9 protein-coding genes are annotated in these 12,831 nt (G+C 60.3%); 3 read left to right on the forward strand and 6 right to left on the reverse strand.

What is annotated here, in order from left to right; translation table 11 throughout:
• Positions 1-63: 63 nt before the first annotated feature.
• Complete coding sequence (locus tag TX23_RS14445) at positions 64-891, forward strand: N(5)-hydroxyornithine transformylase PvdF (RefSeq protein WP_057702732.1); 828 nt, start codon at positions 64-66, stop codon at positions 889-891.
• 121 nt (positions 892-1,012) lie between these two features.
• Here TX23_RS14445 and pvdO read toward each other — a convergent pair whose 3' ends face one another.
• The 3 genes from pvdO to pvdM are packed head-to-tail and all read right to left on the reverse strand — an operon-like array spanning position 1,013 to position 4,550.
• Positions 1,013-1,885 carry a dihydropyoverdine dehydrogenase gene (gene pvdO, locus TX23_RS14450; RefSeq protein WP_057702733.1) on the reverse strand — a complete coding sequence of 291 codons (873 nt, stop codon included), beginning with the start codon at positions 1,883-1,885 and terminating at the stop codon, positions 1,013-1,015.
• 28 nt (positions 1,886-1,913) lie between these two features.
• Entirely contained in the window at positions 1,914-3,182 is a 1,269-nt protein-coding gene (gene pvdN / locus TX23_RS14455) for a pyoverdine-tailoring periplasmic protein PvdN (RefSeq protein WP_057702734.1), read from the reverse strand.
• Between the two features lie 18 nt (positions 3,183-3,200).
• Positions 3,201-4,550 carry a pyoverdine-tailoring dipeptidase-like protein PvdM gene (pvdM, locus tag TX23_RS14460; protein ID WP_057702735.1) on the reverse strand — a complete coding sequence of 450 codons (1,350 nt, stop codon included), beginning with the start codon at positions 4,548-4,550 and terminating at the stop codon, positions 3,201-3,203.
• Between the two features lie 142 nt (positions 4,551-4,692).
• Here pvdM and pvdP point away from each other — a divergent pair, with 142 nt between their 5' ends.
• A complete protein-coding gene (pvdP, locus tag TX23_RS14465; protein ID WP_057702736.1) occupies positions 4,693-6,321 on the forward strand; it encodes a pyoverdine maturation tyrosinase PvdP in 1,629 nt (542 codons plus the stop codon).
• Positions 6,322-6,338: 17 nt separating this feature from the next.
• Here the strand turns inward: pvdP and TX23_RS14470 are convergent, their stop codons facing one another.
• The 3 genes from TX23_RS14470 to TX23_RS14480 form a co-directional block, all read right to left on the reverse strand.
• Positions 6,339-10,106, reverse strand: coding sequence for a hypothetical protein (locus TX23_RS14470; RefSeq protein ID WP_057702737.1), 3,768 nt, complete (start codon positions 10,104-10,106; stop codon positions 6,339-6,341).
• 290 nt (positions 10,107-10,396) lie between these two features.
• Positions 10,397-10,783, reverse strand: coding sequence for a hypothetical protein (locus TX23_RS27230; RefSeq protein WP_082629627.1), 387 nt, complete (start codon positions 10,781-10,783; stop codon positions 10,397-10,399).
• A gap of 145 nt (positions 10,784-10,928) precedes the next feature.
• Entirely contained in the window at positions 10,929-11,651 is a 723-nt protein-coding gene (locus tag TX23_RS14480; RefSeq protein ID WP_057702738.1) for a pirin family protein, read from the reverse strand.
• Positions 11,652-11,832: 181 nt separating this feature from the next.
• Between TX23_RS14480 and TX23_RS14485 the strand changes: the two genes are divergently transcribed.
• Positions 11,833-12,783, forward strand: coding sequence for a GlxA family transcriptional regulator (locus TX23_RS14485; RefSeq protein ID WP_057702739.1), 951 nt, complete (start codon positions 11,833-11,835; stop codon positions 12,781-12,783).
• Positions 12,784-12,831 lie beyond the last annotated feature (48 nt).

A 12,831-nucleotide genomic window follows, 5' to 3' on the forward strand; every position in this document is an offset into this window, starting at 1 on the left:
TCTTGTTGTGTAGGCGCACGCGTATCGACGCTGTGCGTGGCCCTTTCAGCGAGAGCGAAACAAATGACGAAAAAGAACCTGGTGTATGTCTGGTCCCTGAGAAATGCCGCTGCCGACAAGGCCGGGCAGCCGGTGGCCTACAAGGACCACGAGCGCTACATGAAGTCGGTGCTGGAGTTTCTGGTGGGCTCGCTCAATGACACGCCGCTGGGCGAGGTCTACAACCTGGTGGGCGTGGTGTATGACGACGATGAGCAAAACCCGCGCGACCAGCAGTTGGTCGCGGACTATGGCTTCGCCTACAAGCCGGGTCGCCAGTGGTTGTACCCGGCGGATTTGCGCGTGCAGGGCAAGTTGGTCAATGACCTGCTGCTGAGCGTGCCATCCACCTATCGCCGGCTGCCACGGGGCAGCGCCGAACATATCGCTGGCAAGCAGGATTTCGAGCGGCGCCTGCATGACACCCTGGTGGAGTTGAAGGCCGACATCGTGGTGCTTGACGGTTTGCTGGTGATCCTCGATGAACTGGTGCGTCCGGGCGCGCCGTTTGCGCGGCGCATCATGAACATTCATCCGGGCATCACCCGCATCGAATCGCCTTACGAGCGCCGTGGGGCCTATGCCACCTGGAATGCGCTGTACGGTGCGCGTGGGCAGGCGATTACCGACTGGGCGACCAAAGCGACTCAGGCGTGCGAGCCGTTGTATTGGACCGGTGCGTCGTTCCACTACGTGGATAATGGTATCGATTCGGGTGAGGTGTTCCACGACGTGCTCAAGACCGAGATCTCGCCCGAGGACACCATCCTTGAACTGCGCTGGAACAACTTCAACAATAGCCTGTTCCCGGCGCTGCACGAGGGCTTGGAGCTGTTGGCCAAACAAGGCTGAGCACAATCTTGCTGATGCATGGGATCTAAATGTGGGAGGGGGCTTGCTCCCGATGAGGGCATGTCAGTCAATGCATGGGTGACTGACACACCGCTATCGGGAGCAAGCCCCCTCCCACAATTTAGAGCTCGCGTACTACCCGAAAGCCAATCCAGTCCCCGCGCGTCTGCGGGTAGATGTTGTTGCGATTGCCCGAGCGTGAAAACACCGGTGCCTCGCCCCAGTCATTGCCGCGAATCTGGTAGACCTCACAATTGGGCTCCATCCACGCACTGCCATCAGTCGGCGCGCCGACGTAGTTGGGGTGCTCGCAATCGGCTACCCGCTCGTACACATTGCCGTGCATGTCATACATCCCGAACGCATTCGGCGGGTAGCTGCCCACGGGCGACGAATAGCTGTAGCCGTCCGCCGGGCCGTAGGTGTTGGCGTGCCTGGCGATGCTGTAGCCCTTGCCCTCGTCGAACGGGAAGGGGAACGGTCCGGTGGTACCGGCGCGGGCGGCGTATTCACGCTGGGCTTCGCTGACCATGTGGTACGTGTGCCCGGTCTTCTTCGACAGCCAACTTACGTATTGCTTGATGTCGTCCATGTCCATGCACACGGCCGGCTGGCGTGGGCTCTGGGGGTAGCGCGGCTTGCTGGCGATGCATTCGCGACCGGGGCGGTCGTCGCCGTTGGCGATCTTCACGCCGCTCTGACGCACGTAACTGTCCCATTCGCCGGCGGTGATGTGGAAACGGCTCATGGCGAATGGTTTGGCGAAGGTCACTTCATGCATCGGGCCTTCATCGGGCTCGCGTCCCACTTCATCTTCCGGGGTGCCCATGGTGAAAGTGCCTGCGGGCAGTACCACCATCTCCGGGCAGTCCTTGCAGTCCTTGAAGACTTTGCCCGGTTGCGGGGCGGCGGCCTGGGCCAGGTTGGGCAGCAGGGCGCCGCATAGGGCGGTGAGCGCCAGGGCGGTCAGGGGTTTGAGTCGGGATGGAGTCATGTGGGCATCTCGTTCAAAGGGAAAAATGTCATAACCGCTGGCTCAGCAAGGTCATGAAGCGCTGGATCTCATCCGAGCTGTTGAGCAGGCCGGGCGAGGTTCGAATCACCGGGCCGACGTCACGGTCCACCGCGTCCACCACCACACGGTTTTTCATCAAGTAGGCCGCGACCGCATCGCTGTCCTGGCCCTTGACCCGGAAGAAGGTGAAACCCGCCGACAGCTCGGGGCTGCGCGGGGTGACCAATTCGATCTGCGAGTGAGCCAGCAACCGGTCTTTTAGTTCGGTATTGAGCGCGTGGATGCGTGCCTGTACCTGCGCCTTACCCAACTGCAGGTGCAACTTGAAGGCTTCGTCGGCGGCCCAGCGATGCTCGAAGGCGTGGTAGCCACCGGGCGTCATGGTCGTGGCAAAGTCCTTGTCTTCGGAGAAGGTCGGTATCATCGGTGTGATGTATTTGTTTTGGCTCTCCCGGGCGCACACCAGGCCGGTGCCGCGCGGCCCGAACATCCATTTGTGGGTGCCGGCGATAAAGAAATCGCAATGCATGTCCGGGAAATCGAGGTTTTCCACGCCAAAGCCATGCACGCCGTCGACGATATAGAGCAGGCGGTCCTGCTCGTCGCGGTTGCGGTTGTGTTCGGCCACCAGCTTGCCGATTTCGCCAATGGGCAATTTCACGCCGCTGCCCGACTGCACCCACGTCATGCCCAGCACGCGAGTGTTGGGACGGATATTGCGCTGGATATTGCCCAGCACTTCATCGGCCGAGACCCGATTGGCGTTTTCGAAGAGGCGTATTTTACGAACCTGGGTTTGCTCCTTGCGCACTCTGAAATCCAGGCTGAACTCGGTCGCATAGTGTTCGTGCACGGTGGTAAGAATTTCCTGGTCGGCGCGCACCTTGATCCCGCCATAAATCATCGCCAGCCCTTCGGACGTGCTGCCGGTGAGGGCGATCTGCGCCGGCGCGGCCTTCAAGTAGCGGCCGGCCCACTCGCGTACCTGGCCTTCACGCTTCCAGGTTTCCTGAAGGTCCCAGTCCATCGCCAGCCCGGGGTTGCGGTCGATCTGCTGGCGGTAGCGCTCGATGGCCTCGCGCACGGGCTTGGGGTGCGAGGTCACCAGGAAGTTGGAAAAGTGCAGATAGTCCGGATCCTGGTTGAACAGCTGTTTGAGCCCCGTCCATGGGTCGTTGGTAGTGGTTGCCAGTGCCTTGGGCAGCAGTGCGGTGCCCAGCGGCAGGCTCGCGGCAAAGACGCCGGCCTGCTTGAGAAATGTACGGCGGTCGGTCATGGACTTACTTCGTGGTGGTTAGCGATTGGCCAATGGCTTGGCGGCTTTTTGTACCTGGTCCCACACCCGCAGGAAATTGCCTCCCCACAGCTTGGCGATATCGGCTTCGGAGTAGCCGCGCTGGATCAGTTCGGCCGTGACGTTGCGCACTTCGCCGACGTTTTCCCAACCCTGGAGGCCGCCGCCGTCGTTGAAGTCCGAGGCGATGCCGACGTGATCGATGCCGATCTTGCGCACGGTGTAGTCAATCGCATCGCCCAGGTCCTTGAGGGTGGCCTTGGGTTCTTCCTCAAGGATGGCGTACAGCGCGCCGGCGTACTCGCCGAAGCGTTGCTCGGGCCAGGCGGCAATGATTGCATCGCCGGGCATCAAGGCCATGGCCAGGTTGGGCAGTGGCGGCAGGTCAAAGCGTGCGCGCAGAGCGTTGAGCTTGTCCTGAGTCGGCTGGCTCAAAGGGCGCAGGTACGCGGGGAAGCCGACCACCTGCACCACGCCGCCGCTGTTCTTGATCAGTTGCAGTTCCTTGTCGCTGAGGTTGCGCGGGATATCCACTGACGCCCGAGGCGCCGAATGGGACGCCACCATCGGCGTGCGGCTCAACTGCGCGACCTGCTCCAGGGCCTTGGTCGACATCTGCGACACATCGATGATCACGCCCAGGTCATTGAGACGATGCACCGCCTGCTGGCCGATCGGCGACAGGCCTTCAAGGGCGTCGGGGGAGTCATTGAAAAACGGCAGCGGGCGCGACGAGTCGGACCAGGCGTTATTGCCGATGTAGCTGAACCCGAACATGCGCATACCGCGTGCGGTCCACAGGTCCAGTTGGTTCAGGTCGTTGCCCAGCGGGTAGGCGTTGAGCATGCTGATAAAGATCGCGAACTTGCCTTCGCCGTGCAGGCGCCGCATATCGTCCGGGGTGTAGGCGATGCCCACCTGGTTGGGAAAGTCGCGCACCATGCCGGAGATGATCTTGTAGCGCACCTCCTGCTCGTGGCGGGCCTCTTCGACAAAACCATCGGTGGGTTTGTGTGGGGCGTTATCGCCGTTCCAGATTTCCGGCCAGCCGAAGATCGTCAATGCGGCCCCCGACAATCTGCCTCGCGATGCCTTGGCCAGGTCGAACTGGCCGCTGCCATCCTTGTCGGCCTCATTGCCTGCCGTGCCGAAGTCCAGGGGCAGGGTGATATGGCTGTCGAACGACAACAGGCGATCCTGCATTTCATTGGCCTGCTTGATCACCTCCAGCGGGTAGCCGGCGTTGCCCTTGAACCAACGGTCCCAGACCAGAAAGCCGACCCCGGCGCCGATAGCCAGGGCCAACGGCAGGCCGATATACAACGCCTTTTTCGAACGTGATTTTGTCATTGCCATCTCAGTCAGTTGCGGCCTTTGCTATCAGGGAAGAACGAGCGCTGGCGGGGGAAATTTAGGCCGTGCGGGTGCGACGGTAAATTTCGGCGGGCTGCAAACGTTCTAGCTCTGATCAAGCCGTTTCCTAAGGTAGACAATGACAATCTCTCGACGAGGGTTCATCGCAGGCCTGGCGCTGACCGGCGCGGCCGTGCCGGCGGCCTTTTATGCCCATCGCGAGCTGACGCGGGAAGAAGAATTTCCCATCACCCCCGGCGAAGCCACGGTTGACCTGGCCGACACCCAGGGCCAGCACCTGGCCAACACCCTGCGCGGCGTCTGGAGCCTGCGCCTGGCAGGGCGGGATGCCGGCCTCAAAGGCTTGCCGCTGCACGGCCTGGAGCTGCTGCTCGACATCGCCCCTCGTGGCCGTGGCCTGCGTGGTTACCTGGATACCGCCGAGAACCTGCGCGCCGACGGCGAGCCGCGCTATCGCGTACTGGGCGATCTGCTGACGGGCGAGGGCGCCGTGCTCTATTGGCGGTTGATCGACCGCGACTCGGTTGGCGGCGTGCCGACCTATGAATTCAAGATGACCCTTGATGAAGTCTGGGCCGCCTTCGGCAATGCCGGCAGCGCCACGCTCAGCGGGCAAATCCTCGATCTTGAGCGCCCTCTGGCGTTGATTGAGCGCGATAACCGTTTTATTGCGCACAAACAGCTGTTCCCCGAGGCCCGCCAGCGCATCGGTCTGAATCCCACCTTGCTGGCCTGGCTGGTTTCGCCCGAACATCGCCTGTTTCACCAGCTGTGGCACGCCACGCGAGACCAGTGGCACAAACTCTCCGAAGAAAAGCGCGAGGCTTTGCGCGGTATCGGCTGGCAACCCGGGCCCCGTGGTCAGGAGCGCGATGCCCGCGGCAAACACAAGGACCGTAATGGCTCGGGCATCGACTTCTTCTTCATGCACCGGCATATGCTCGGTACTGCGCGCTCCATGCAAGACCTGCCGTCGTGGCCGCAATTCCCCGCGCCGCAACCGGCGCTGGAGCGGGACCGCCTGGGGTTTGTGCGCTACTTCGACAACCACGACGGCTTCGCGCTGCCGCCCTGTTGGTCGGCGCCGGACGACGCCGACTACACCCAGTGGGTCAGCGACATCAAGGCGGCCGAGACCTATCACAGTAATTTCCAGGTGTGGGAATCCCAGTACCGCGACCCGCGCTACCTGGCCAAGCTCACCCTGGGCCAGCTGGGCTCGGAGATGGAGTTGGGCCTGCATGATTGGCTGCACATGCGCTGGGCCTCGGTGCCGCGTGACCCGTCCAATGGCGCACCGGTGCCGTTCGCCCGCGACCCTGCAGATTTTGCGGCACGCTGGTATGCGCCGGAGAATGACTTCCTCGGCGATCCGTTTTCATCCCACGTCAACCCGGTGTTCTGGCACTTCCATGGCTGGATCGATGACCGCATCGAAGACTGGTTTCGCGCCCACGAGCGCTTCAACCCGGGCGAAGTACGCCGCCTGCAAGTCAACGGCGTGGCCTGGTTTGCGCCGGGCCGCTGGGTTGAAGTGGGCGACCCCTGGCTGGGCCCGGACACCCACGGCTGCAGCACCACACCGGGGCTGCAACAGGGGCGTTCGATGGAAATGGACCCGGAAATCATGAAGCTGGCCCTGCGCATCACCTTCGGTGCCGATGAGGAGCTGCTCAAGGGCCTGTTCAAGCGCGTGCCCAGGCGGCCCTGGTATGCGCGGCACTTGAAGGTCAAACGCGAACGTTAAGCGCCATTGGCGGCTATCTAGGTTACCGATATGGCTGCCGAATACAGGCCACTGACACTTCGCGGGTCTCTCATTTTATTGATCAGATACAACTCGTTGAATTCAGACACGGTATAGCCCTCGGCCCGTTTGAGTGGCTGGAACAGATGGCTGGTTTGCCCACTGTTAAGCACGCGTTCGATGCCGCTGCGCATGGACGCCTCAGTGGTGAATTTGGCGAGCCCGAAATTGGGGTCGTAATAGAACCAGGTTTTTTTACCATTCAGAATCCTGACGGCGGCTGTTACGCCATGCTTTGGATTGCCGATGAGCAAGGCTTTGGAGGTGGTGGCCGTTGCCAGGTCCGAGATGATCATGTCGTACGTGGCTTTGCGGGTGAGCTGCCCGGAATGAAAGTCATCTCTGAGGATGGTCTGGAACCTCTCCAGGCTGTTGCGGAATCGTTCAGTATTAGGGTGTTTGGGGTGCGCCATACTGAGAAAGAAATTCTTTATCAGTGTGTCTTCGGCGTCGTCGAGAATGGCCAACGCCATGGTGTTCGACAAGGCGGCGCAGTCGCCCGAGGACGGAATATTCACCTGACTCAGATAATAGCCCTGCGGCATGGCGATCACTGTGCCGCCGGCGGCCGTGATGTCATCCGTGAATTTTCTGCTCGTTGCCAAGCTTGTTTCAAGCAGTCGATTTTGCATATGCCGGAACAGGGCACCCACTTCTGCAGGTGACAGCGCTGGGGTCAATATCAGCTCGCGCAATTGATGCATTTTCATCGTCGGCGAGAAGCCCGCGATTGCGTCTGGAATACCCCTTGCGAACCCCTCTTCAAACTGTATTTGTTGCGGTGTCGGGTGGAGGCCGGGCACGGGGTTTTGTGGCGTAATGAGCGTCTCGTAGTGTGCCCTGACTTTTTCTGGCAGGGCCTCCAACTCGTCGATACGCTTGGACAGGCTACCCAGTATTGCGGGTGAGTCGATGGAGTCCATGGCCAGTTTTTTCAGCTGGCTGATGCTCAGTGCCGCTGAGTAGCCAGAAAGGCTGGACGCGGCGACCGTGCTGTACCCTTGATGGAACGCAGCCTGGCCTGTGGTAGTTGCGGTTGCTGCTGCAACCGCATCGTTGAAAGCTTCCGCTAAAGGGATATCGCTTTTTGCCGGATTGAGCCATCCGGTGATCCAGTCGCTGATGATGCCGTTGATTTCACCTTGGGTTGCCAGCACTTTCGGAGTGAAGTCCTTGATCGGCGCACCGTAGGGTTGGCGGGTGATGGGATCGTAGTGGTGCCACTGATCGTTTTTGAGTACCGCAACCCCCTCAACGGAGTGTTCGCCGGACTTGGTTGAACCGAGCAACGCGCTGCCATGCTCCTGACTGAGAGCCTTGAGCCACTCGTGGCTGTGACCCGTTTTTTGTAGGTTAGCCAGCCACGCTGTAGTTTTGGTCACTCCTTTGCTGAGCAGGTTTGCTCCTCCGACGGCCAGGTCAGCCAAACCGTCCATGGGGTTCAGGTTGCTCAGGGTGACCATGCCGACCACTTTGCCTGTCCGTGCGATTTTGGATGCGAGGGACGCGACACTGCCGGCGACCCTGGTCAGTTTGCCGATGTTGGCCGCGCCGGCTGTCAGAAAACCAAATACATCCAGGGCCAAGTCAAATCCGCCCTCGACGTTGTTACCCTTTTTAAAGTTTTCAATCGCCGAGCGGAAAGGAATCAAATTCATGAAGAATTCGTCGATTTGATGAGCTTTTGCGTTAGCCAGGTCCTGGGTCGTCTGCCCTCTGGCGTATCGTTCGATGTCCGGGTCGTCGAGGTTGTAGTGCTCAACGAAAACATCAGCAATGTCCTGTGTGCGGGGCGTGGAAAAACTATCAATCGCGCCCGCCGCACCGGCGCGTTCTTTTGCGTGATGACTGCTGACGTTTTTGGGTATGAACACGCGGGTACCCAACTCTACGTCTCCCGCATCCCTGGATGTATGCTCTCTCACCTCCCACCTGGCAGCCGGCACGATCGTGCCTCGGGCGAGGTCGATCCGATAGCCGGTGGATTGGCCGTTGCGTTCAATTTTTACCAACAGGTCCTTTTTATAGACGGGATCGGACTTGCTCCAGAAACCCAACCGAGTAGACGACTCTCGATAATAAGTAATCTCGCCGTACTCAAAGTGCTTGCGGTCTTCGAGTGGCAGTTGGGCAATCAAATGCTTGACCGTTGTATTCAGGGCGACCTTTTTTTGCTTGATCGTGTCTTCGAATCGTTGTTCGAAGGTACCGCGTATCCCAAATCGATAACGGGCATTCATATCCTGGATGGGAATGCGTTTGTCCAATGCTTCGAAGACATAGGGCAACTCCAGATCCATCATTGCGAAGTCCAGCATCGAATGACGACCGTATAACCAGGTATGCTCCTTAGTCTGCCCTGTGCGCGTAGCGGTACCGGTCTTGATGAGTTTCTGTTTAAACAGGTCGCCCAGATCGCCGTACCGTTCCACCAGCATCTCCAGGGCCATTTTTTCACGCGTGGGCAGTTCCAGGTCCATCGCCCGGGAGGCGCTGAGCATGATTTGTTGTCGGGCATTGAAGGTGGTTCTGAGGGTTTCCAACTCTTGCTGTGTGTATTGCCTGTCGTCCCTGGGGGCGATCAGGTGCTGGCAGATTCCCCAGTCTACCAAGGCCGTCATCTGGGCGTGCCGAGCGGCATCGGGTTGCTCCAGCCGGGCGCGCTCGCCCTCCAGCATCACTTGAGCGTAAGTCATATTCGGGACTTTTCCCGGCGTACCGGCTTCGATGGCCGTCGCCGCGATGACCAGGTTCAGCCAAGCCGCGCTGCCATAGTTCACGGTGGGCGGAATGTCCTTGATCAGATAAACGGGGGCTTTCTTCGCCAGTAGAGCGTACGCGCCCACCTTGGACAGTGCCGGGCTGATCCTGCCGCTGTCGCTCAAATGCTTGCTCAATGCCTCCACCACCGTAGCAGCGGGCTTACCCCAGTGTTTCTCGTTTGCCAGGTCCAATCCCGCCACCTTGTTATGTCGAGGGGCCGTGATGGATTCGGGGTCCAATTGCAGGTTAATGGCTGCCATCAGATAGTCTGCGGCGCTATTGTCCGTGGCGATACCGCTTGATTGCTCTTGCAGATGTTTACCCAGCGCTTGCCCGGCGCGGCCATTGAGCAGCGCTTCCAGCGCCTGGGCGGGGTCACTCGGTAGCTCGGGGGAGAGCGGGTGCTGGGCCAGCAGAGCATCCAGGGCGTTCGGGAAGTCTGACCTCATGGAGATAACGCGCAGCCGGGTCTGCTCCGCCTGACTCAAGGGCACTGACCATGACAACGCGCCGCCGAAATTACCCAGCGGTTGGGTCAGGGCCGCATGTTTCACTATGTTTATCAGTTCAGTCAGAGCAAGCAGGGTGGTGGGTACGGCCCAGCCCTTGGCCCTGATAAAACTTTCCAGTGTCGCGCCTTCACTGGGGCGCATAGGGAACGATGAGTCAGGGTGGATATCCAGCGGCGCGCTCAAGGCGGCCCGTATTGCCTGGGGCGTGGCGTTTGCGTCCAGTTGTGTCGCAGCTTCGGTGAGGTTGTTGGTCAGCGTCTGCAGGTTGTGTCGGTCGCCGAACCCTTCTGTGTAGGTTGTCGGTGCAGAAGTGGACAGCCCGGATACCAGGGCTGAGGGTTGGTTTGTCTGCCCGGTGACGCCTGCCTGGCTGGGGGGCACGGCGGGCATTGGGGTATGGAATGGCGTGTTATACCAATGTCGTTGGGTGTGCAGGGGGGCGCTGAGCATGGGCGGGTACTCGTAGGTAAATATCTGAGAGGCCGGTTTCCTAAGGCGTGCGTCTGTATTTCAGACGCGATGTTGGGTGAAGGAAAAGGGCGTAAGGGTTCCTCTGCAGCGGGCCGGGGGAATGTGACCAATCGCAACAGGTAGCCCACGCAAGCCCGCGCGGTTTAACGGGGCGCTACCCATCGTGATTGCGGTAGCTTTACAAAGTTTGTGTCGATAGCTATCCAAATCGCAGACGAAAAAAAACCGGCTGATCAGGCCGGTTTGGAGTGTCCCGCCAACAGTGCGGGTTATACGTGGGTGCTCAGCAGGCGGTCAGCACCGCCTTCAGCCAGGCCGCGTTCCTGCAAGCGGTCGGCACCACCTTCGGCCAGGCCACGTTCCTGCAAGCGGTCGGCACCACCTTCAGCCAGGCCGCGTTCCTGCAAGCGGTCAGCACCGCCTTCAGCCAGGCCGCGTTCCTGCAAGCGGTCGGCACCGCCTTCGGCGAGGCCGCGTTCCTGCAGGCGGTCAGCACCACCTTCAGCCAGGCCGCGTTCCTGCAAGCGATCCGCGCCACCTTCGGCGACACGGGTTTCTATCAGACGATCGGCACCGCCTTCAGCGACTACCGGGTGGGCAAAAGCGTTTGCAGCCAGTACCGAGAAAGCGAGGCTAAGCAGGATTTGGCGTTTCATGATGGTGTGCTCCGAATGCTTTAGTTGGGTGCCGTTTGGCATGGGTTTGATGTTACGCGTTGCATTTTTTAAGAGAACTTCATTGCGCTGATGGTGACTATCGACGCCAGCGATGGTCCCGCTTGCGGGGCCATCACCGTGACCGTCATGGCATCTGCGGCAGTTCGTTGGGGCGCAGGTCAAACACCAGCACCTCGGCGTCCTCGCCATGGCTCAGGCGGATCTGGCGCTCGTCCCGCACCCGCACGCCGTCGCCTTCCAGCAAGCGCTGGCCATTGAGTTCAACGCTGCCGCGCGCCACGTGGATGTAGGCGTAGCGATCCGGCGCCAATTCCAGGCGGGTGCTTTCGTCGCCGTTGAACAGCCCGGCATACACCCGTGCATCCTGACGAACCTTCAGCGAGCCGTCGGTGCCGTCCGGCGAGATGATCAACTGCAAGCGCCCGCGTTTTTGCGCTTCGCTGAAGTGTTCCTGTTGATAGCGCGGCTTGGCACCCGCCTTATTCGGCACGATCCAGATTTGCAGGAAGTGCACGCCAAGCCGCTGGCTGTGGTTGAACTCGCTGTGAGCCACGCCGCTGCCGGCGCTCATCAACTGCACATCGCCGGGGCGGATCACCGAGCCGGTGCCCAGGGTGTCCTTGTGTTCCAGGGCGCCTTCAAGCACATAGGAGAAGATCTCCATGTCGCGATGAGGGTGCTGGCCGAAGCCTTTACCTGCGGCGACACGGTCATCGTTGATCACCAGCAGGTCGGAAAAACCCTGTTCCTTGGGGTTCCAGTAGTTGGCGAAGGAAAAGGTGTGGAACGACTTCAACCAACCGTGATTGGCGGCGCCGCGTTCGGAAGCTTTGCGAAGGGTCAGCATGGTCCAGTCCTCAAGTGAGCGCAGGCTGCGAGATGCAGGGCGCTGGCGTTGAGAAGAAGGTTAATGGTTAACGAATGATTGATTAAGAAGATGAAAATACAATAACTGTCGCTTTAAGGTTGACAGTAAAAGTCGTGCCATAATGCCCGCCGCACTTCTTTTCGATGGACATTTCCCGCTTATGAAAACCGTGGCCATGGCGCTGTTTCCGGACTTCCTGCTGCTCGACATGGCCGGGCCGCTCGAAGTGTTTTCAATTGCCAACCGTTACCTGCCGACTGCCGATCACTACCAGATACTGACCATTGGCACTGAGCCAGGCCCGTTGCGGGCCTCCAACGGTGTGATGGTCCAGACCGATCTGCTGCTGGACCAGGCCCAGGCGGCCTATGACCTGCTGCTGGTACCGGGCGGGCCCGGCGCCTATAACGAATGCCACCCTGCGTTGCTGCCTTGGCTGAAGGCAGCCGCGCCGCGTGCCCGGCGTTTCGGCTCGATCTGCACCGGGGCCTTTGTACTTGGCCATGCAGGCTTGCTCGACGCGCACCGCGTGACGACTCACTGGCACTACACCGAGCGCTTGATCAAGGCCTTTCCCAACGCCATCGTCGAGACCGATCGCATCTACTTGCAGGACGGGCGCCTGATTACCTCGGGGGGCGTTACTGCTGGTATTGACCTGGCCCTGTCGATTGTCGCCCAGGACCATGGCAAGCAAGTGGCGGTGGACGTGGCCAAAGTCCTGCTGGTGGTGATGAAACGCCAGGGTGGCCAGGCCCAGTTCAGCCCCATGACCGCTGCGGTAGCGCCTCAGGAAACTGCGATCACCCGCGTGCAGAATCACGTGCTCGCCCATCTTGATCAGCCATTTACTATCGAGTCCATGGCCGAACTGGCCGGCATGAGTGCACGCCATTTTGCGCGACTGTTCGCCAAGGACGTGCAGATGACGCCCATGGCGTTTTTGCAGGGCGCGCGCATCGACCGGGCCCGGCAACTGCTGGAAACCACCGACCTGCCGCTCAAGACCGTGGCGTTCCACGCAGGCTTCGGCAGCGTGCGGCATATGCGCTTTCTGTTCAGTGAAAAACTGGGCCTGAACCCAACCCAATACCGACAACAGTTCAGTTAACGACACAATGTCCGTCTGAGGCACTCGATTGTCCGTATCGCTCCCCGT

The organism is Pseudomonas paralactis (genome assembly GCF_001439735.1).
Lineage (GTDB): Bacteria > Pseudomonadota > Gammaproteobacteria > Pseudomonadales > Pseudomonadaceae > Aquipseudomonas > Aquipseudomonas paralactis.

Excerpts from the sequence above, each read along its gene's own strand:
- pvdP (WP_057702736.1), top strand. The coding sequence starts at position 4,693 with ATGACAATCTCTCGACGAGGGTTCATCGCAGGCCTGGCGCTGACCGGC.
- pvdN (WP_057702734.1), bottom strand. The coding sequence starts at position 3,182 with ATGACCGACCGCCGTACATTTCTCAAGCAGGCCGGCGTCTTTGCCGCG.
- TX23_RS14470 (WP_057702737.1), bottom strand. The coding sequence starts at position 10,106 with ATGCTCAGCGCCCCCCTGCACACCCAACGACATTGGTATAACACGCCA.
- pvdM (WP_057702735.1), bottom strand. The coding sequence starts at position 4,550 with ATGACAAAATCACGTTCGAAAAAGGCGTTGTATATCGGCCTGCCGTTG.
- TX23_RS14445 (WP_057702732.1), top strand. The coding sequence starts at position 64 with ATGACGAAAAAGAACCTGGTGTATGTCTGGTCCCTGAGAAATGCCGCT.
- TX23_RS14485 (WP_057702739.1), top strand. The coding sequence starts at position 11,833 with ATGAAAACCGTGGCCATGGCGCTGTTTCCGGACTTCCTGCTGCTCGAC.
- TX23_RS27230 (WP_082629627.1), bottom strand. The coding sequence starts at position 10,783 with ATGAAACGCCAAATCCTGCTTAGCCTCGCTTTCTCGGTACTGGCTGCA.
- TX23_RS14480 (WP_057702738.1), bottom strand. The coding sequence starts at position 11,651 with ATGCTGACCCTTCGCAAAGCTTCCGAACGCGGCGCCGCCAATCACGGT.
- pvdO (WP_057702733.1), bottom strand. The coding sequence starts at position 1,885 with ATGACTCCATCCCGACTCAAACCCCTGACCGCCCTGGCGCTCACCGCC.